We start from the raw sequence: 20,194 nt of genomic DNA, 5'->3' as shown, positions 1-20,194 counted from the left end.
CGCCGCTGCTACAGGGGGGGGGTGGCCCTGGGCTCTGATTGCTGAGGTGCACCGCAGTTTGGGGGAAACTTGGGGTGCGTCATGTCATGATGTTACATGTTGGCGAGAAACTTCAGGAACTGTTCTTCGTCGAGGACTTTTATGCCCAGTTCGCTCGCCTTGGCCAGTTTTGAGCCGGCACCGGGGCCTGCCACGACGGTGTGGGTTTTGGCAGAAACCGAGCCGGAGACCTTGGCCCCAAGGGCTTCGAGCTTCTGCTTGGCTTCGTCGCGGCTCATCTGCTCCAGGGAGCCAGTCAGTACCCAGGTCTGTCCCGCCAGGGGCAGGCCTTCGACGACTTTTTTCTCGCTCGCCCAGTGCATGCCGAAGGCTTGCAACTGCGCTTCCACGGCCTTGGCCGTCTCGGCGTTGCGCGGCTCCTTGAAGTACTCGCGCACCGCCTCCGCCTGCCGGGCGTTGAGCGCCTGGCGCAGGTCGATGCCGTCGGCGGCGATGATCTGGTCCAGGCTGCCCAGCTTGGCCACCAGCTTTTCGGCGCCGGTCGGGCCTACCGAATTGATCTCCAGCTTGGCGATCATACCGGCCAGGGTGGTGCTGGCAGCGTATTCGGGGTGTACGTCGCCCTCCTCCTGCAACTGCAGGCCGCGCTCGAGCAATTGCTGGATGACGCTGCGGTTGTGCGGATCTTCGAAGAAGCTGTGGATCTCGAAGGCCACTTCCAGGCCGATGTCCGGCAGGTAGGTCAGTACCTGCGGCAGCGCTTCGCTGACGCGCTGCAACGAGCCCAGCGAGCGCGCCAGCACCTTGGCCGTCTCCTCGCCCACGTCGGGGATGCCCAAGGCATAGATGAAGCGTGCCAGGCTCGGCTGTTTGCTGTCGGCAATGGCCTCGAGCAGGTTGTTGCTGGATACCGCGGCGAAACCGTCCAGCTTGACCACGTCGTCGAACTGCAGTGTGTAAAGGTCGGCGGGGGAACTGACCAGGCCTTCGTCGACCAACTGCTCGACGCTCTTCTCACCGAGCCCGTCGATGTCCATCGCCCGCCGCGAGACGAAATGAATGATCGCCTGCTTGAGTTGCGCACCACAGGCCAATCGCCCGACACAGCGATAGACCGCGCCTTCGCTGACCGTCTGCTTGCCCTTGCTGCGCTTGACCAGCTGGGTGCGCTCGACATGGGAGCCGCACACCGGGCAGGTTTCCGGCACCTGAACCGCACGGGCGTTGTCCGGCCGACGCTCGACCACCACCTGCATGACCTGGGGAATGACGTCACCGGCGCGACGGATGATCACGGTATCGCCGATCATCAGGCCCAGGCGCGCCACTTCGTCCATGTTGTGCAAGGTAGCGTTGGCCACCGTGACGCCTGCCACCTTGACCGGCTTGAGCCGCGCCACGGGTGTAACGGCGCCGGTGCGGCCCACCTGAAACTCCACGTCGAGCAGTTCGGTGAGCTCTTCCATGGCGGGGAATTTATGGGCAATGGCCCAGCGCGGCTCGCGCGCGCGAAAGCCCAGCTCGCGCTGAGAGGCCACGCTGTTGACCTTGAACACCACACCGTCGATTTCATAGGGCAGCTGGGTTCGGCGGGCGCCGATGTCGTGGTAGTACTCCAGGCACTGCTCGATGTTTTCCGCGACCTTGAGTTCGCGACTGATCGGCATGCCCCATTTCTTGAGCTGTTCGAGGTTGCCGGTGTGGGTGGTGGCGATGTCTTCGGTAACTTGGCCGATGCCGTAGCAGCAGAATTCCAGGGGACGGCTAGCGGTGATCTTCGAGTCGAGCTGACGCAGGCTGCCGGCCGCAGCGTTGCGCGGGTTGGCGAAGGTCTTGCCGCCGACTTCCATCTGGCTGGCGTTGAGCCGCTCGAAGCCGGCCTTGGACATGTAAACCTCGCCGCGCACTTCCAGCACCGGTGGCCAGCCACTGCCGTGCAGCTTGAGCGGGATGTTGCGGATGGTGCGCACGTTGACACTGATGTCTTCGCCGGTGGTGCCATCGCCGCGGGTGGCGCCGCGAACCAGGGCGCCGTCCTGATACAGCAGGGAGACAGCCAGGCCGTCGAGCTTGGGTTCGCAGCTGTAGTGGATGGCCGCGCCGCTGCCGAACAGATCACCGGTGGGCAGGTCGAGGCCTTCGGTGACGCGGCGGTCGAATTCACGCAGGTCGACTTCTTCGAAGGCGTTGCCCAGGCTGAGCATGGGGATTTCGTGGCGCACCTGGGAGAACGCGGTCAATGCAGCGTTGCCGACGCGCTGCGTGGGCGAGTCGGGCGTGACCAGCTCGGGATGGGCGGCTTCGAGCGCTTTCAGTTCATGGAACAGACGGTCGTATTCGGCGTCGGGGATGCTGGGTTCGTCGAGCACGTGGTAACGGTAATTGTGCTGGTCGAGTTCGGCACGCAGTTCGAGGATACGGGTGGCGTCGGTCATGATCGGTTCTCGCTTGAAGCAAAAGAGCAGCCTGGGCTGCTCTTGGGTTGGATCTGGGGGTTCGGCGGCGCTCCGTTCGCGGGCACTGCCCGCTCCTACAAGGGCACGGGCTGCGGCAGTATCGGACTTAGCGCTTGTGAGTCATGGCGCGGCGTTCGAATTCGACGATGCGCTGGCGGTAGTGCTCGATGGTCTGCGCGGTCAGCACGCTGCGCTGGTCGTCCTTCAACTCGCCGTCCAGTTCATGGGCCAGCTTGCGCGCCGCGGCCACCATCACGTCGAAGGCCTGCTTGGGATGACGCGGGCCGGGCAGACCGAGGAAGAAGCTCACGGCACGGGTGCTGAAATGGTCGATATCGTCCAGATCGAAGATGCCCGGCTTGACCGCATTGGCCATGGAGAACAGCACTTCGCCATTGCCGGCCATGCTTTCGTGACGATGGAAAATGTCCATTTCGCCGAAGCGCAGGCCGCTTTCGAGGATGTTCTGCAGCAACGCAGGGCCGCGGAAACCGCTCTCGCTGCGCGAGATGACGCTGATCACCAGCACCTCTTCGACCGGTGGCAGGTCTTTCTCCACGGCCGGGGCACCGCTGCTGGAAAAACCCTTGCCCTCGCTGGCGAAATCGTCGTGGGCGTCACGCGCCGCTTTCATCGCAGGCTGCGGTTTGGTCGGCTTGGGCTCGCGTGCAGGCTTGGTCGGCCGGGCTTCGCGGGGCTCCTTGATCTCGTCCGGCTCCACGGCCAGGTTGAGATCAGCGTGGTCGGCCGACGGCTCGCGCTTGGCGCGCTGGTTGCCGCCGTCGCGCTGGGCGCTCATGGACGGCAGGTCATGCTCATCCAGTTGCGGCTCTTTATGAGCATCGAGTACGCGAGGCGGACCGAGCACTTCGGCGCCCGTGTCTTCCTCGGGAAGGTTGTTGATGTTGCGATCCAGGCGAAACTTGAGCTTGCCCTTGCCGCCACGCATCCGGCGCCAGCCGTCGAAAAGAATACCGGCAATGACAATGATGCCGATGAGGATCAGCCACTCGCGCAGACCGATTTCCATGTAATCCCGTGCCTCTATAAAAATGCTGAAAAATAAAGGGTGTGAACCCTCTTTAAGACGTGGCGCCAACTGTATGTTCTGACAGGCGTTTTCCCACGCGTAAACAAGACTTTGGTAAAACTAGCACGACCAGAAACAACTTTACACCGTCTGTCGCATTTGGCTCGATTTTAACGCCATGATAAGGGTTTTTCAGGCCTCGACCATGGCCAATGCCTCTTCCACGTCCACGGCCACCAGTCGCGAGCAACCGGGTTCGTGCATGGTCACCCCCATCAACTGATCGGCCATCTCCATGGCGATCTTGTTGTGGGTGATATAGATGAACTGCACCGTCTGCGACATCTCTTTCACCAACCGGGCGTAACGACCGACGTTGGCGTCGTCCAACGGTGCATCGACTTCGTCGAGCATGCAGAACGGCGCCGGATTCAGTTTGAAGATAGCGAAAACCAGGGCCAGTGCGGTCAAGGCTTTCTCTCCACCGGAGAGCAAATGAATGGTGCTGTTCTTCTTGCCGGGCGGACGCGCCATGATCGTCACCCCTGTATCGAGTAAATCTTCGCCCGTCAGTTCCAGATAAGCACTGCCACCACCGAAAACTTTTGGAAAAAGTGCCTGCAAACCGGCATTGATCTGGTCAAAGGTGTCCTTGAAGCGGCTGCGGGTTTCCTTGTCGATCTTGCGAATGACGTTTTCCAGGGTGTCCAGCGCTTCGGCCAGATCGGCGTTTTGCGCATCCAGATAGCGCTTGCGCTCGGATTGCTGCTGGTATTCGTCGATGGCCGCGAGGTTGATCGCGCCCAGGCGCTGGATGCGCCCGTCGATACGGTGCAGTTCTTCCTCGGCCTCCTGCTCGCTGGCCAACACGTCGAGGGTGGCGAGCACGCCGTGCAGGTCGTAGCCGTCGGCCTGCAGCTGCTCCTGCAGAGTCTTGCGCCGCACGCTGAGCCCCTGCCACTCCAGGCGGTGCTGTTCCAGCTGGCCGCGCAACAGCTGGCTCTGCTGCTCGGCCTGGGTGCGACGTTTTTCGACCTCGCGCAGCTCGCGATCGGCATCGTCCAGTGCCAGCCGCGCGTGGCGCATTTCTTCGTCGACGGCCATGCGCTGTTCGAGCAGGCCTTCGAGGTCCAGGCGCAGTTCTTCGAGCGGGGCCTCGCCCTCCTCCAGGTTCAAACTCAATTGTTCGCGTTTCTCGCCCAAACGCTCGGCCTGCAATTGCAGGCGTTCCAGCGCCTGGCCAGTGGAGTCGTGCTGGGCGCGCAGCGAGCCCAGGCGAACCGCCAACTGATGCGCGCGATCCTTGTGCTGGCGGGCGTCCTGGCGAATGCGCTCCAGGCCTTCGCGCAGGCTGTCGCGCTGCGCCATGAGCTGTTCGCGCTGTTCGGTGTCGGTGGCCATGGCGTCGAGCGCGTCCTGCAACTGCAGGCGCGACTCACCGAGCTGCTCGTGTTCCAGGGCGCGCTGTTCGGCCAGTTCGCCGAGTTCTTCGTCGAGGCGCCGACGACGCAGCGCCAGCTGCTCGGCCCTGGCCCGGCTCGCCGAGAGCGTGGCCTTGAGCTCGCCCTGCTGGCGGTTTTCATCCTGGATGCGGCGGCGCAGCTGTTCGCGCAGCTGTTCCTGGGCATCCTGCCGTTCACGGCAGGCCGCAAGCTGTTCCTGCAGTTGCGCCAAAGCTGCTTCGCGGGACTCGACGTCCAGCTGCAGGGCCTGCAGCTCCTGCCCGCGGGCCAGAACCCCGCGACTGGCGTCGTTGCCACGGCTGACACGCAGAAAGTGCCGACCCAGCCAATAGCCGTCCGGACTGACCAGGCTTTCGCCCGCGGCCAATTGGCTGCGCTGGGCCAGCGCGGTGTCGAGGTCGGCGACCGTTCGCACCCCCGCGAGCCAGGGGCTCAGGTCGACCTGGCTGTGGACCTTGTGCAGCAGGCTGCCTGGCAAGGCTATGGCGCCCGCAGCCGCGCTGATCAGGCGCAGTTCGCCCTGATCGAAGCCGGCCAGGTCGAGGCCTTGCAGATCATCGACCAGCACTGCCTGGAGATCGGCGCCCAACACGGTTTCCACCGCCAGCTCCCAGCCGGGGTCGACGCGCAGCCCTTCGGCCAGGCGCGGATGGCCGGCCAGCCCCTGTTGATCCAGCCACTGCGCGGTGCCCGTGCCCGGATCCAGCGCGGCCTGCTGCAAAGCCTCGAGGGAAGCCAGGCGGCCGTTGAGCCGCTGCAGCTCGCCCTGGGCCTGTTGCTGGGCCTGGGTCGCCTGTTGCAGTTGCTGACGGGTAGCGTCCAGCTGTTCGGCCTGTTGCCGTTCCTCGGCGGTCCACTCTTCGATGAGCATTTCGCTGCTGGCCAGCTGTTCAGCCAATTCCAGGATGGCGGCGTCTTCCGGGTCGGCCGCCAGCAGTTCGCGCTCTTCGCTGTGCCGCCGCTGCCGCTCGGCCAGGCGCTGCATCGACAGTTCCAGCTGGGCGATGCGCGCCTGCTGGACTTCGGCCTGACGTCGCGGCTCGGCGGAGCGCGTATTGAACCGGTCCCACTGCTCCTGCCAACCGTGCATGCGGGTTTCCGCTTCTTCCAGCGCCGCCGCCGCTTCTTCGGCGGCGGCACTGCTGATTGCCTGCTCGGGCTCGAGCATGTCCAGCTCTTCGCCCAGGGTCGCCAGCAGGGTCTGGTCGTGGCCCAGGTGCGATTCGGTTTCCAGGCGAGCGCGTTCGGCTTCCTTGAAATCGTCCTGCAGTTGGCGCAGGCGCTGCTGGCCGTGCTGGATGTTCTGCTCGACACGGGCGATGTCACCGCCCACGGAATAGAAGCGCGCCTGCACGGTATTGAAGCGTTCGGACAGCTCGTGATGGCCATCGCGCAGGCGCTCGATGCCCGCATCGGCGTTGCGCTGTTCCGCCACCAGCGCTTCGAAGGCCACCTCCTGATCGGCAATGACCGCTTCGCGCTGGCCCACCTGCTCGTTCAGGGTTTGCCAGCGCAAGGCCGACAGCTGCGCCTTGAGCTGGCGTTCCTCGGCTTTGTACTGCTGGTATTTCTCGGCCGCCTGGGCCTGGCGATGCAGGCGTTCGAGCTGGCGTTCCAGCTCTTCGCGCAGGTCGGTCAGGCGCGCCAGGTTCTCATGGGTACGGCGAATGCGACTTTCGGTCTCGCGGCGGCGCTCCTTGTACTTGGAAATGCCGGCGGCTTCCTCGATGAAGTTGCGCAGGTCTTCGGGCTTGGCCTCGATCAGCTTGGAGATCATCCCCTGTTCGATGATCGAGTAGCTGCGCGGGCCCAGGCCGGTGCCGAGAAAGATGTCGGTGATGTCGCGGCGCCGACACTTGGTGCCGTTCAGGTAATAGGTGTTCTGGCTTTCGCGGGTGACCTTGCGCCGGATCGAGATTTCCGCGTAGGCCGCGTACTCGCCCACCAGCGTGCTGTCGCTGTTGTCGAACACCAGCTCGATGCTGGCCTGGCTGACCGGCTTGCGGCTGGTGGAGCCGTTGAAGATGACGTCGGTCATCGACTCGCCGCGCAGGTTCTTCGCCGAGCTCTCGCCCATGACCCAGCGCACGGCGTCGATGATGTTGGACTTGCCACAACCGTTGGGCCCGACCACGGCAGCCATGTTGCTGGGGAAGTTGACCGTGGTCGGGTCGACGAACGACTTGAACCCGGCCAGGCGAATGCACTTGAGGCGCATGCTCAGCGCGCCGCCAGGGCGCTGAGCACCAGTTCACAGCTGCGCTGGCAGTATTCGCCGAGAACCTTGCGGATGAGCTGCGGATCGCGCGCGGAGACCGCCTGCAGCAGCCGCCCGAACAACGCCAGGTATTCGCTCATCGAGGCCTTGCGCTGCTCCAGGGCCAGGTAGTAGGTGCGGTTCATGGCCGGCTGGAGGTTCTCGATGGTTTCTTGCAGGTACGGGTTGTTGGCGAACGGATAGGCGGCGCGCATGACGTTGAAGCTGTCCTCGACGAAGGCGGTGATGTCCTGGCGCTCGTAGCTGGTCTGCAGGCGTTGCTGGATGACCAGGAACGGTGCGAGGTCGGCCTCGGTCTGCCAGCGCTGGGCCACGGCGTCGCCGAGCATGATGTACATCTCGCCCATCAGGGCACAGAGGCTGCGCACCTTGTGCTCGGTGAGTTCGCTGACCTGGGCGCCGCGCCGCGGCAGGATCTCGACCAGGTGGCGGCGCTCGAGAATCAACAGGGCTTCGCGCACCGAGCCGCGGCTGACGTTCAGCGCCTGGGTGACCTTGAGTTCCTGAATGCGCTCGGCCGGCTTGAGCTCACCGCTGATGATGCGCTCGGCCAGATGATGGGCAATTTGCTCGGCGAGGCTGTCCGGCGCCTTGAACGTCATGGGTTTCCTTCGACAATCGGTAATCGGCAAGCTGTGATCAAAGCATGCGGCGCAGTGTACTCCAATTGAACGGCAAAGGCGGCAGTTGGCACGGATGTGGCTTGGCAAAAGCAGGACTGCCGGGGTGCAGGCAACGGGTTCGAGAAACTTCCTGACCCGCAGGTCAGCTAATCGTTGACCCCTTCCCGGCCGCCGCATAGATTCTGCTCAAGGCAGACCCAAGAATCAGGTGTCGTGAGGCCATCCGTGATCCAGTTTCTCTTGAATCAACAGCTGCATACCGAGCATGCCCTGGACCCGAACCTGACCGTGCTCGACTACCTGCGCACCGATCTGGCGCGGCCAGGCACCAAAGAGGGGTGCGCCAGCGGCGATTGCGGTGCGTGCACGGTAGTGATCGGCGAACTGGTGGAAGACGGTGCGCAGACGCATATCCGCTATCGCAGCAGCAACGCGTGCCTGACCTTCGTCGCCAGCCTGCACGGCAAGCAGCTGCTCAGTGTCGAAGACCTCAAGCATCAGGGCCGTCTGCACAGCGTGCAGCAGGCCATGGTCGATTGCCATGGCTCGCAGTGCGGGTTCTGCACCCCTGGCTTCGTCATGTCGCTGTTTGCCCTGCAGAAGAACCAACCCCAGGCCAGCCGCGATCAGGCCTGCGAAGCACTGGCCGGCAACCTGTGTCGCTGCACCGGCTACCGGCCGATTCTCGACGCCGCGGCCCAGGCCTGCGGCGGACCCGCGCTGCCCGATCAGTTCGACAGCCAGCAGGCGCAGACCATCGCCAGGCTGAAAACCATTGCACCGGCGCACACCGACGAGCTGCACGGTGGCAACAACCGTTGCCTGATGCCCTTGACCGTAGCCGATCTGGCCGAACTGTACAGCGAGCAGCCCGAGGCACGGCTGCTGGCCGGCGGCACCGACCTGGCGCTGGAGGTCACCCAGGCGCACCGGGTGCTGCCGGTGATGATCTACGTGGGCCACGTAGCCGAGATGAAGCGCATCGAGACGTTCGACGACCGCCTGGAGATCGGCGCAGCCACGCCGCTGACCGACTGCTATCAGGCACTGGCGCACGAGTACGCGGATTTTGGCCACCTGCTGCACCGCTTCGCCTCGTTGCAGATCCGCAACCAGGCCACCCTGGGCGGGAACATCGGCAATGCGTCGCCGATCGGTGATACCCCGCCGCTGCTGCTGGCCCTGGGCGCGCAGGTGGTACTGCGCAAAGGCTCGCGCAGCCGCACCCTGCCCCTGCAGGACTATTTCATCGACTACCGCATCACCGCTCGCGAAGACGGCGAGTTCATCGAGAAGGTCATCGTGCCGCGCGCCGACCCGCGCCGGGCTTTCCGCGCCTACAAGGTGTCGAAACGCCTGGACGATGACATTTCCGCGGTTTGCGCCGCGTTCGACCTGTTGATCGAAGACGGTGTGGTGCACGAGGTGCGCGCCGCCTTTGGCGGCATGGCGGCAATTCCCAAACGCGCTGCGGCCTGCGAATCGGCACTGCTCGGCAAGCCCTGGAACAAGGCCAGCGTCGAGGCCGCCTGTGCCGCCCTGGCCGAGGATTTCACACCGCTGTCGGATTTTCGCGCGAGCAAGCAGTACCGCCTGCTGACCGCACAGAACCTGCTGCGCAAGTGTTTCATCGAGCTGCAGTCGCCACACATTCAAACGCGGGTGAGCGCCCATGTCTGAGCATCCAGCGCCCGACAGCCAGGCACGCATGGCTGAACTGTTCGCCCAGGGCCTGACCACCGGCGTTGGCCGGGGCGTCAAGCACGACAGCGCCGACAAGCACGTCACCGGTGAGGCGGTGTACATCGACGACCGCCTGGAATTCCCCAACCAGCTGCACGTGTACGCCCGGCTTTCCGACCGTGCCCACGCGCGCATCGTGCGCATCGACACGTCGGCCTGCTACACCATTCCCGGCGTGCGCCTGGCGATCACCCACGAGGACATTCCCGGCCTCAAGGACATCGGCCCGCTGCTGCCGGGCGACCCGCTGCTGGCGATCGACAAGGTCGAGTTCGTTGGCCAGCCGGTGCTGGCCGTGGCGGCGCGCGACCTCGACAGCGCCCGCCGCGGGGCGATGGCCGCCGTGATCGAGTACGAAGATCTGCCGCCGGTGCTGGACGTGGTCGAGGCGCTGCGGCAGAAGCATTTCGTGCTCGACAGCCACACCCACCAGCGCGGCGATTCGGCGACCGCCCTGGCCAGCGCCACCCATCGCCTGCAGGGCAGCCTGCACATCGGTGGCCAGGAGCATTTCTACCTGGAAACGCAGATCAGCTCGGTGATGCCCACCGAGGACGGCGGGATGATCGTCTACTGCTCGACGCAGAACCCCACCGAGGTGCAGAAGCTGGTGGCCGAAGTGCTGGGCGTGTCGATGAGCCAGGTGGTGGTGGACATGCGCCGCATGGGAGGCGGCTTCGGCGGCAAGGAAACCCAGGCGGCCAGCCCGGCCTGTCTGTGCGCGGTGGTAGCGCATCTGACCGGGCAGCCGACCAAGATGCGCCTGCCGCGGGTCGAGGACATGCTCATGACCGGCAAGCGCCACCCCTTCTACATCGAGTACGACGTCGGTTTCGACGACAGCGGGCGCCTGCACGGGATCAATCTGGATTTGGCCGGCAACTGTGGCTACTCACCCGACCTGTCGGCATCCATCGTCGACCGGGCGATGTTCCATGCCGACAACGCCTATTACCTGGGCGACGCCACCATCAATGGCCACCGCTGCAAGACCCACACCGCGTCGAACACCGCCTACCGCGGCTTCGGCGGGCCCCAGGGCATGGTCGCCATCGAGGAAGTGATGGACCGCATCGCCCGCCACCTGGCCCTCGACCCGCTGGCGGTGCGCAAGGCCAACTACTACGGCAAGACCGAGCGCAACGTCACCCACTACTATCAGACGGTGGAGCACAACCTGCTCGAAGAGATCACCGCCGAGCTCGAAGCCAGCTGCGACTATGGCCCGCGCCGCGAGGCGATCCGCGCGTTCAACGCCGACAGCCCGATATTGAAGAAAGGCCTGGCACTGACCCCGGTGAAGTTCGGTATCTCGTTCACCGCCAGCTTCCTCAACCAGGCCGGGGCGCTGATCCATATCTACACCGACGGCAGCATTCACCTGAACCACGGCGGCACCGAAATGGGCCAGGGCTTGAACGTCAAGGTCGCGCAGGTGGTGGCCGAGGTGTTCCAGGTCGACATCGGCCGCATCCAGATCACCGCGACCAATACCGACAAGGTGCCCAACACCTCCCCCACCGCGGCTTCCAGCGGGGCCGACCTGAACGGCAAGGCGGCGCAGAACGCGGCGCTGATCCTCAAGCAGCGGCTGGTGGAGTTCGCCGCCCGGCACTATCGGGTCAGTGAAGAAGACGTGGCGTTCAGCAACGGCCACGTGCGCGTACGCGACCAGTTGCTGACGTTCCAGAGCCTGGTGCAGCAGGCGTGGATGGGCCAGGTGCCGCTGTCCAGCACCGGTTATTACAAGACGCCGAAGATCCACTACGACCGCAGCCTGGCGCGCGGCCGACCGTTCTACTATTTCGCGTACGGCGCGGCGTGCTGCGAAGTGCTGATCGACACGCTGACCGGCGAGTACAAGCTGTTGCGTACCGATATCCTGCATGACGTCGGCGCCTCGTTGAACCCGGCCATCGACCTCGGCCAGGTGGAAGGCGGCTTCCTGCAGGGGGTGGGCTGGCTGACGTGCGAGGAACTGGTGTGGAGCGACCAAGGCAAGCTGCTGACCAGCGGGCCGGCCTCGTACAAGATTCCGGCGGTGGCCGACATGCCACAGGATCTGCGCGTGCACCTGGTGGAGAACCGCAAGAACCCGGAAGACACGGTGTTCCATTCCAAGGCCGTGGGCGAGCCGCCGTTCATGCTGGGCATCGCCGCCTGGTGCGCAATCAAGGACGCCGTGGCGAGCCTGGGTGATTACCGCCTGCAACCGAACATCGACGCCCCCGCCACCCCGGAACGGGTGCTCTGGGGCTGCGAGCAGATGCGCAAGGCGACCGAGGGGAGCACTGCCCATGACTGACTGGATCGGCGCGCTGGCCGAGCATCAGGCCCGCGGCGAAGCCTGCGTGCTGGTGACCATCATCGAAGAAAAGGGCTCCACGCCGCGCAACGCCGGGGCCAAGATGGTGGTCAGTGCCACCGCCCTGTACGACACCATCGGCGGCGGTCATCTGGAGTACAAGTGCCTGCACACCGCTCGACAGATGCTCGCCGAAGGCACCCGCACCACGCGTCTGGAACGCTTCAGCCTGGGCGCCAGCCTGGGCCAATGCTGCGGCGGTGCGACGGTGCTGCTGTTCGAGCCCATGCTGCAGGCGCAGGCCCAGGTGGTGGTGTTCGGCGCCGGCCACGTCGGCCGCGCGCTGGTGCCCCTGCTGGCGAGCCTGCCGTGCCGGGTGCGCTGGGTCGACTCGCGGGCCGACGAGTTTCCGCCAAGCCTGCCCGACGGGGTCTGCCAGGTGATCACCGACGAGCCGGTGGATGAAGTGGCGAGCCTGCCGGCGGGCAGCTACTGCATCGTCATGACCCACGACCACTCGCTCGATCTGGAGTTGACCCGGGCCATTCTCAAACGCAACGATTTCACCTGGTTCGGCCTGATCGGCTCGGCCACCAAGCGCGCCCGCTTCGAGCATCGCCTGCGCGACCGCGGCATCGCGCCCAGTGTAGTGCAGCGCATGCGCTGCCCCATGGGCCTGGCGGCAGTGAAAGGCAAGCTGCCGATGGAAATCGCCGTTTCCATCGCCGCCGAGATCATCGCCACCTACAATGCGCACTTTGGCGCCCGCGCCGAGCCGGGGACAGCCAGCTCGCCGGAGGTCGCCCAACTGCTGCCGCGCTCGCGCCGCAGCCCCGTTACCTTGAGAGATGCACCATGAGCCTTACCCGCAAAGCCTATCGCGCCGCGATCCTGCACAGCCTCGACGACCCTGCCCTGGTCGGTGTCCAGGCTTCCTACCAATACTTCGCCGATGGCGTGCTGGTGGTGGAGGACGGTCGCATCCTGGCGCTGGGCGCGGCCGACGAGGTGCTGCCGACCCTGCCGGCCACCGTCGAGGTCAGTCATTACCCGGATGCTTTGATCACCCCCGGTTTCATCGACACCCACGTTCATTTTCCACAGACCGGCATGGTCGGTTCCTATGGCGAGCAACTGCTGGACTGGCTGAACGAGTACACCTTCCCGTGCGAAGGCCAGCTCAGCGACAAGGCCCATGCCGACCAGGTGGCGGATATCTTCCTCAAGGAACTGCTGCGCAACGGCACCACCACCGCGCTGGTGTTCGGCAGCGTTCACCCCGAATCGGTCGACGCCCTGTTCGAAGCCGCCGAGGCCCTCGACCTGCGGCTGATCGCCGGCAAGGTGATGATGGACCGCAACGCCCCGGACTACCTGACCGACACCGCCCAGAGCAGCTATGCCCAGAGCAAGGCGCTGATCGAGCGCTGGCATGGCAAGGGCCGCCTGCACTACGCGGTGACGCCACGCTTCGCGCCGACCAGCAGCGAGGCGCAGTTGACCCTGGCCGGGCAATTGCTGCGCGAATACCCGGACGTCTACCTGCAGACCCACATCAGCGAGAACCTCAAGGAAATCGAGTGGGTCAAGGCGCTGTTCCCCGAGCGGCGCAACTACCTGGACGTGTACGACCACTACCAATTGCTCGGCGAGCGCTCGGTGCTGGCCCACGGCGTGCACCTGTGCGACGAGGAATGCCAGCGGCTGGCCGAAACCGGCTCGGCCATCGCCTTCTGCCCCACCTCGAACCTGTTCCTGGGCAGCGGCCTGTTCAACCTGCCCCAGGCCGAGCGCTTCAAGGTCAATGTCGGCCTGGGCACCGATGTCGGTGGTGGCACCAGCTTCTCGCTGTTGCAGACCCTGAACGAGGCGTACAAGGTCATGCAGTTGCAGGGCGAAAAGCTCAACCCGTTCAAGTCGCTGTACCTGGCGACCCTGGGCGGCGCTCGCGCACTGCGCCTGGAAGACCGTATCGGTACGCTGCAACCAGGCACCGACGCCGACTTCGTGGTGCTCGACTACCATGCCACGCCGCTGCTGAGCTATCGCATCGGCCAGGCCAAGACCTTCGAGGAAGTGCTGTTCGTGCTGATGACCCTGGGCGACGACCGCGCGGTGCTGCAGACCTACGCCGCAGGGCGCCAGGTGCATTGCCGCGACTGAGCGTCCGTACACATTCGTATGGAACTTTTGCAGGAAAATGCCCCCTCAATCGGGTACCCTGCCCACTTTTTCAGAAAGGAGAATCATCATGGCTAAAGCCACTGCCCGCCACATCCTGGTCGCCGACGAAGCCAAGTGCATCGACCTCAAATCCCAGATCGAAGGCGGCGCCGATTTCGCGGAGATCGCCAAGGCCAACTCCACCTGCCCGTCCAGCCGCCAAGGTGGCGACCTGGGTTCGTTCGGCCCAGGCCAGATGGTCAAGGAATTCGACACCGTCGTATTCAGCGCGCCGATCAACGTCGTGCAGGGCCCGGTGAAGACCCAGTTCGGTTACCACCTGCTGGAAGTGACCAGCCGTCAGGACTGATCGGTCCACGGTCTGCGTTACACCCGAACGGCCCGTCTATCGCGGGCCGTTCTGCATTTGCAATGCCACCGGGCCATGATGTTAGGCTGCACCCTTCGCTCTTCGACTCAGGCAGACAATGCGCGCAGCTTTCCTCTCATTCGTTCTTTGTGCCCTGTTCACTACCGCGAGCAATGCCCAGGCTGCGCCGCAGCACGCGTTGACCGTCTACGGCGAAGCGCCCCGCTACCCTGCCGACTTCCAGCATTTCGACTATGTGAATCCCGATGCGCCCAAGGGCGGCAGCCTGCGCCGCTCGGCGGTGGAGATCGGCCAGTACGACCACATTCTGCCGTACATCGACAAAGGCATCGGCGTCAGCCAGGTGGACGGCCTGCTCTACGCCCCTCTGGCGGTGCGCTCGCTGGACGAGCCGTACACCGTGTACGGGCTGGTGGCCGAGCGCATGGAGCGCAGTGAAGACGGCCTGTGGCTGCGCTTCTACCTCAACCCCAAGGCGGTGTTCGCCGACGGCCAGCCGATCACCGCGCAGGACGTGCGCTACACCTTCGAACTGCTGATGCGCGAAGGCAGCCTGGGCTACCGCACGCAGTTCGCCAATGTGGCGGACGTGCAGGTCGAGGGCCCACGGCAGGTGCGCTTCAACTTCAAGAGCGCCGAAAGCCGCACCCTGCCGCTGGACCTGGCGACGCTGCCGGTGCTGCCCGAACACTGGTGGAAAACCCGCGACTTCGCCAACGGCGGCGGCTTCGAGGCACCGCTGGGCAGCGGCCCGTACCGTATCGACAAGATCGACAACGGCCGCAGCATCACCTTCCAGCGCAACCCCGACTGGTGGGGCAAGGACCTGCCCGAAGCACGCGGCATGTACAACTTCGACCGCTTCAGCATCGAGTACTTCGGCGACACCGACGTGGCCCGCCAGGTGCTGCGCGGCGGCGGTTACGACTACAACCGCGAGTTCTCCGCTACCGCCTACACCATCGGCTACAACGGCCCGGCGCTCGACGATGGCCGCCTGCAACGCGCGCACCTGGCCAAGCAGGGCCTGCAATCGGCCCAGGGCTTCATTTTCAATCTGCAGCGACCGGTGTTCCAGGACCGCCGCGTGCGCCAGGCGCTGGCCATGCTCTGGGACTTCGAATGGAGTAACCGGCAGATGATGCGCGGCATGTACATCCGGCAGCAGAGCTTCTTCTCCAACAGCCCGCTGGCCGCCCGTGAATTGCCCAGCGACGGCGAATTGCAGATTCTGGAAAAACTGCGTGGCCACGTGCCGGATGAAGTGTTCAGCAAAGTCTTTCATGCGCCCGTCAGCGACGGCTCCGGGGTGATCCGCGACAAGCAGCTGCAGGCGCTGCGTTTGCTGCAACTGGCCGGCTGGCATGCGGACGGCGACCGTCTGGTGAACGCCGAAGGCCAGCCGCTGAGCTTCACCTTTCTCAATACCCAGAACGGTCTGGAGCGCTTGCTGCTGCCGTGGAAACGCAACCTGGCGCAGATCGGCATCACCATGGAGATTCGTCGCATCGATTCCTCGCAGTACGTCAACCGCTTGATGGCGCGCGACTACGACATGATCATCAGCGGCTACCCGGTGACCCCGACGCCGGGCATCGAGCTGTACAACTTCTTTGGCTCGAGCGTGGCCACCGACCCCGGCTCGAACAACCTGATGGTGCTCAAGGACCCGGCCGTGGACCAGTTGATCAATGGCCTCGGCGCGGCCAGCACGCAACCGCAGATGCGCGACTACGCGCACGCCCTCGACCGAGTGCTGCAGTGGAACTACTACTGGGTGCCCAACTATTACCCGCCGGGCACCTCCACGGTGTGGTGGAACCGCTTCGGCATGCCCGCCTCGCCAGCGCCCAATGACCCGGCCATCGAAACCTGGTGGGAGGTCAGCGCGACGGCGCTGACCACCGAACAGATGCGTGACCGCCTGACAGGGAAGACTCACTGATGCTGGGTTACACGCTACGTCGCCTGCTGCTGATCGTGCCGACCTTGCTGGCGATCCTGCTGGTCAATTTCGCCATCGTCCAGGCCGCGCCGGGCGGCCCGGTCGAGCAAGCCATCGCGCGCCTGCAGGGCGTAGGCGGCGCCAGCGTCACCGGTGGCGGCGGCGACACGCTGCAGGGCGGCTCGCGGGCCAGCCGTGGCCTGGACCCGAAACTGATCAAGGACATCGAGCGCCAGTACGGTTTCGACAAACCGGCCCACGAGCGCCTGTGGCTGATGATCAAGAGCTACGCGGTGCTGGATTTCGGCAGCAGCTTCTTTCGCGGCGCCAAGGTCACCGACCTGATCCTGGACAAGATGCCGGTGACCCTCTCGCTGGGCTTCTGGGCCACCTTGATCACCTACCTGGTGTCGATCCCGCTGGGCATCCGCAAGGCGGTGCAGCATGGCAGCCGCTTCGACATCTGGAGCAGCAGCCTGATCATCATCGGCTATGCCATGCCGGCGTTCCTGTTCGCCATGCTGCTGATCGTGGTGTTCGCCGGCGGCACCTCGTTGAACTGGTTTCCGGTGCGCGGGCTGGTCTCGGACAATTTCGCCGAGCTCAGCGTGCTGGGCAAGGTCGCCGACTACTTCTGGCACCTGGTGCTGCCGGTCACCTCGCTGGTGATCGGTGGTTTCGCTACCTTGACCATTCTTACCAAGAATTCCTTCCTCAACGAGGTCACCCGGCAATACGTGGTGACGGCGCGGGCCAAGGGCCTGAGCGAGCAACGGGTGCTGTACGGCCACGTGTTCCGCAACGCCATGCTGCTGGTGGTGGCCGGCCTGCCACAGGCGTTCATCAGCGTGTTCTTCGCCGGTTCGTTGCTGATCGAGGTGATCTTCTCCCTCGACGGGCTCGGTCGCCTGAGCTATGAGGCCGCCGTGGCGCGGGATTATCCGGTGGTGTTCGGCTCGCTGTTCATCTTTACCCTGCTGGGGCTGCTGATCAAACTGATCGGCGACCTGTGCTACACCCTGGTCGATCCCCGCATCGACTTCAGTGCGAGGAATGCCTGATGCGCCTGTCGCCCCTGGCCCGTCGTCGCCTGGACCGCTTCAAGCAGAACCGTCGCGGCTGGTGGTCGCTGTGGCTGTTCCTGGCCCTGTTCGCCCTGACGCTGGGCGGCGAACTGGTCGCCAATGACAAACCGCTGGTGCTCAAGTACGACGGCGAGCTGTATTTCCCGGTGTTCAAGCGCCACACCGAGCAGGAATTCGGCGGCCAGCTGCCGTTCCAGGCCGACTACCGCAGCGACTATGTGCGGCAGTTGATCGAGGCGCGCGGCGGCTGGATGCTGTTTCCGCCGATTCCGTTCAGCGCCGACACGCCCAACTACGACCTGAGCCAACCGGCGCCCAGCCCGCCGTCGACCACCAACTGGCTGGGCACCGACGACCAGTCGCGCGATGTGCTGGCGCGGGTCATCTTCGGTGCGCGAGTGTCGATCCTGTTCGCCCTGGCGCTGACCTTGATCAGCTCGCTGATCGGCATCGGCGCCGGTGCTCTGCAGGGCTACTACGGCGGTTGGGTGGACCTGTTCGGCCAGCGTCTGCTGGAGGTCTGGTCTGGGCTGCCGGTGCTTTACCTGCTGATCATCCTGTCGGGCTTCGTCGAACCCAATTTCTGGTGGTTGCTGGGGATCATGGCGCTGTTTTCCTGGTTGGCGCTGGTGGACGTGGTGCGCGCCGAGTTCCTGCGCGGGCGCAATCTGGAATACGTCAAGGCAGCGCGAGCGCTGGGGTTGTCGGACCGCAAGATCATTCTGCGGCACATTCTGCCCAACGCCATGAACGCGACCCTGAGCTTTCTGCCGTTCATTCTGACCGGGGCGATTTCCACGCTGACGGCGTTGGATTTCCTCGGTTTCGGCATGCCGGCCGGCAGCGCTTCGCTGGGGGAATTGATTGCCCAGGGCAAGCAGAACCTGCAGGCACCCTGGTTGGGGTTTACCGCGTTTTTCACGCTGGCGCTGATACTGTCGCTGCTGGTGTTCATTGGAGAGGGGCTGCGCGATGCGTTCGATCCGCGTGCTTGACTGGGGATTTGTGGGGGTTCATTCGCGGCCGCTGACCGCTCCTACAGTGGATGCAGGCACTTCACCAATCCCTGTAGGAGCGGCCAGTGGCCGCGAACGCGGTATCCCAGTACCCGCAGAAGGCCCTGCCCATGACCGCTGAAAACCTCATCGAAATCCGCGACCTGAGCGTGGCGTTCAATGGCCATTCGGTAGTCAAGGACGTGAGCTTCGACATTCCCGTCGGCCAGTGCGTGGCCCTGGTCGGGGAATCGGGTTCGGGCAAGTCGGTGACTGCCCATTCCATCCTGCAACTGTTGCCCGGCACCGCTTGCACCAGCAGCGGCAGCGTGCGCTACCAGGGGCAGGAACTGGTGGGCGCCGATGCAGCGACCCTACGTCGCATGCGCGGTGACCGCATCGCCATGATTTTCCAGGAGCCCATGACCTCGCTCAATCCCTTGCACACCGTGCACAAGCAGATCGGTGAAACCCTGCTGGTGCACAAGGGCATGGGTGGCAAGCAGGCCGAGGCACGCATCCTGGAATTGCTCGAGATGGTCGGCATCCAGAACCCGCGCAAACGCCTCAAGGCCTACCCGCACCAGTTGTCCGGTGGCCAGCGCCAGCGCGTGATGATCGCCATGGCATTGGCCTGCGAGCCACAGCTGTTGATCGCCGACGAACCCACCACCGCCCTCGACGTGACGGTGCAACGGCGCATCCTGCTGTTGCTGCAGTCATTGCAGAAGCGCCTGGGCATGTCGCTGCTGCTGATCAGCCACGACCTCAACCTGGTGCGCAGCATTGCCCAGCATGTCTGCGTGATGCGTGCCGGCGAAATCGTCGAGCAGGCCGCTTGCGAGCAGCTGTTCAGTGCACCGCAGCACCCCTATAGCCAACTGTTGCTGGACGCTGAACCGGCCGGCGCGGTGCTGTGCCAGGAGAATCGGCCGGAACTGTTGCAGGTCGACGGACTGAAGGTCTGGTACCCCCTGGACGGCGGTCTGTTTCGCAAGCCGCGCGAGTTCGTCAAGGCAGTGGACGGCATCAGCCTGAGCGTGCAGCAGGGCAAGACCCTGGGCATCGTCGGCGAGTCCGGTTCGGGCAAGTCGACCCTCGGCCAGGCGATCCTGCGCCTGCTCGACTCCCAGGGCGGCATTCGCTTCCAGGGCCAGGCACTCGATGGTCTGGATCATAAGCAGATGCGGCCGTGGCGCAAGCAGATGCAGGTGGTCTTCCAGGACCCCTTCGGCAGCCTCAGCCCGCGCATGTCGGTGGCGCAGATCATCAGCGAAGGTCTGGAAGTGCACAGCGGCGCCAACGCCCGGGCGTGCGACGAGCAGGTCGTCCAGGTGCTGCGCGAAGTCGGCCTGGACCCCGCGGCGCGGCACCGCTACCCCCATGAATTTTCCGGTGGCCAGCGTCAGCGTATCGCCATCGCGCGGGCACTGGTGCTGCGCCCGGCGCTGATTCTGCTGGACGAGCCGACCTCGGCCCTCGACCGCACGGTGCAGAAGCAGGTGGTGCAACTGCTGCGTCAGTTGCAGGAGCGCCACGGCCTGACCTACCTGTTCATCAGCCATGACCTGGCGGTGGTGCGGGCGCTGGCCCATGATGTGATCGTGGTCAAGGACGGCCAGGTGGTGGAGCACGGCCCTACCGACCGACTGTTCACCGACCCTCGGCATCCCTACACCCAGGAATTACTGCAGGCGGCGCTGGTGTAGCGTGGTAT

At 64.7% G+C, this 20,194-nt stretch carries 13 protein-coding genes; 9 read left to right on the top strand and 4 right to left on the bottom strand.

Annotated elements, in window-relative coordinates:
* Nucleotides 1-92 precede the first annotated feature (92 nt).
* From ligA to IFT80_RS02725, 4 genes are all read right to left on the bottom strand, one after another.
* Nucleotides 93-2,435 carry an NAD-dependent DNA ligase LigA gene (ligA, locus tag IFT80_RS02740; RefSeq protein ID WP_192136695.1) on the bottom strand — a complete coding sequence of 781 codons (2,343 nt, stop codon included), beginning with the start codon at nt 2,433-2,435 and terminating at the stop codon, nt 93-95.
* 127 nt (nt 2,436-2,562) lie between these two features.
* Complete coding sequence (gene zipA / locus IFT80_RS02735; protein WP_192136694.1) at nt 2,563-3,486, bottom strand: cell division protein ZipA; 924 nt, start codon at nt 3,484-3,486, stop codon at nt 2,563-2,565.
* A gap of 192 nt (nt 3,487-3,678) precedes the next feature.
* Complete coding sequence (smc, locus tag IFT80_RS02730; RefSeq protein WP_192136693.1) at nt 3,679-7,167, bottom strand: chromosome segregation protein SMC; 3,489 nt, start codon at nt 7,165-7,167, stop codon at nt 3,679-3,681.
* A 2-nt stretch (nt 7,168-7,169) separates the two neighbouring features.
* Nucleotides 7,170-7,829, bottom strand: coding sequence for a GntR family transcriptional regulator (locus tag IFT80_RS02725; RefSeq protein WP_192057224.1), 660 nt, complete (start codon nt 7,827-7,829; stop codon nt 7,170-7,172).
* Nucleotides 7,830-8,075: 246 nt separating this feature from the next.
* On the opposite strand from IFT80_RS02725, the gene xdhA reads away from it, so the two are divergent.
* The 9 genes from xdhA to IFT80_RS02680 all read left to right on the top strand — a co-directional run bounded on the left by xdhA (nt 8,076) and on the right by IFT80_RS02680 (nt 20,186).
* Nucleotides 8,076-9,530: a xanthine dehydrogenase small subunit gene (xdhA, locus tag IFT80_RS02720; protein WP_192136692.1), complete on the top strand. Its 1,455-nt coding sequence runs from the start codon at nt 8,076-8,078 to the stop codon at nt 9,528-9,530.
* A complete protein-coding gene (gene xdhB / locus IFT80_RS02715; protein ID WP_192136691.1) occupies nt 9,523-11,898 on the top strand; it encodes a xanthine dehydrogenase molybdopterin binding subunit in 2,376 nt (791 codons plus the stop codon). Before xdhA ends, xdhB begins: the two co-directional genes overlap by 8 nt.
* Nucleotides 11,891-12,757 (top strand): xanthine dehydrogenase accessory protein XdhC, encoded by an 867-nt coding sequence (xdhC, locus tag IFT80_RS02710; RefSeq protein WP_192136690.1) that lies wholly within the window; start codon nt 11,891-11,893, stop codon nt 12,755-12,757. The genes xdhB and xdhC overlap by 8 nt, the downstream gene beginning before the upstream one ends.
* Entirely contained in the window at nt 12,754-14,061 is a 1,308-nt protein-coding gene (gene guaD / locus IFT80_RS02705; protein WP_192136689.1) for a guanine deaminase, read from the top strand. The genes xdhC and guaD overlap by 4 nt, the downstream gene beginning before the upstream one ends.
* An 88-nt stretch (nt 14,062-14,149) precedes the next feature.
* Nucleotides 14,150-14,431, top strand: a complete 282-nt coding sequence (locus IFT80_RS02700; protein WP_122714191.1) for a peptidylprolyl isomerase — start codon at nt 14,150-14,152, stop codon at nt 14,429-14,431.
* A gap of 118 nt (nt 14,432-14,549) precedes the next feature.
* Nucleotides 14,550-16,397, top strand: a complete 1,848-nt coding sequence (locus tag IFT80_RS02695; protein ID WP_192102133.1) for an extracellular solute-binding protein — start codon at nt 14,550-14,552, stop codon at nt 16,395-16,397.
* Nucleotides 16,397-17,458, top strand: coding sequence for a microcin C ABC transporter permease YejB (locus tag IFT80_RS02690; protein ID WP_192102134.1), 1,062 nt, complete (start codon nt 16,397-16,399; stop codon nt 17,456-17,458). The genes IFT80_RS02695 and IFT80_RS02690 overlap by 1 nt, the downstream gene beginning before the upstream one ends.
* Nucleotides 17,455-18,477 (top strand): ABC transporter permease, encoded by a 1,023-nt coding sequence (locus IFT80_RS02685; RefSeq protein ID WP_192136867.1) that lies wholly within the window; start codon nt 17,455-17,457, stop codon nt 18,475-18,477. The genes IFT80_RS02690 and IFT80_RS02685 overlap by 4 nt, the downstream gene beginning before the upstream one ends.
* Before the next feature lie 131 nt (nt 18,478-18,608).
* Complete coding sequence (locus IFT80_RS02680) at nt 18,609-20,186, top strand: ABC transporter ATP-binding protein (protein ID WP_192136866.1); 1,578 nt, start codon at nt 18,609-18,611, stop codon at nt 20,184-20,186.
* The last annotated feature ends 8 nt before the right edge of the window (nt 20,187-20,194 follow it).

Origin of the sequence: Pseudomonas sp. CFBP 8771 (assembly GCF_014841695.1) — a bacterium.
Taxonomy (GTDB): domain Bacteria; phylum Pseudomonadota; class Gammaproteobacteria; order Pseudomonadales; family Pseudomonadaceae; genus Aquipseudomonas; species Aquipseudomonas baltica.
The sequence above is the reverse complement of the archived record's forward strand: the minus strand, read 5'-3'. Positions and strand labels throughout refer to the sequence as shown.

Bases quoted from the DNA above. Each gene is read 5' to 3' on its own strand.
- smc (WP_192136693.1), bottom strand. From the start codon at position 7,167: ATGCGCCTCAAGTGCATTCGCCTGGCCGGGTTCAAGTCGTTCGTCGAC.
- guaD (WP_192136689.1), top strand. From the start codon at position 12,754: ATGAGCCTTACCCGCAAAGCCTATCGCGCCGCGATCCTGCACAGCCTC.
- xdhB (WP_192136691.1), top strand. From the start codon at position 9,523: ATGTCTGAGCATCCAGCGCCCGACAGCCAGGCACGCATGGCTGAACTG.
- ligA (WP_192136695.1), bottom strand. From the start codon at position 2,435: ATGACCGACGCCACCCGTATCCTCGAACTGCGTGCCGAACTCGACCAG.
- IFT80_RS02695 (WP_192102133.1), top strand. From the start codon at position 14,550: ATGCGCGCAGCTTTCCTCTCATTCGTTCTTTGTGCCCTGTTCACTACC.
- IFT80_RS02680 (WP_192136866.1), top strand. From the start codon at position 18,609: ATGACCGCTGAAAACCTCATCGAAATCCGCGACCTGAGCGTGGCGTTC.
- IFT80_RS02700 (WP_122714191.1), top strand. From the start codon at position 14,150: ATGGCTAAAGCCACTGCCCGCCACATCCTGGTCGCCGACGAAGCCAAG.
- IFT80_RS02690 (WP_192102134.1), top strand. From the start codon at position 16,397: ATGCTGGGTTACACGCTACGTCGCCTGCTGCTGATCGTGCCGACCTTG.
- zipA (WP_192136694.1), bottom strand. From the start codon at position 3,486: ATGGAAATCGGTCTGCGCGAGTGGCTGATCCTCATCGGCATCATTGTC.
- xdhC (WP_192136690.1), top strand. From the start codon at position 11,891: ATGACTGACTGGATCGGCGCGCTGGCCGAGCATCAGGCCCGCGGCGAA.
- IFT80_RS02725 (WP_192057224.1), bottom strand. From the start codon at position 7,829: ATGACGTTCAAGGCGCCGGACAGCCTCGCCGAGCAAATTGCCCATCAT.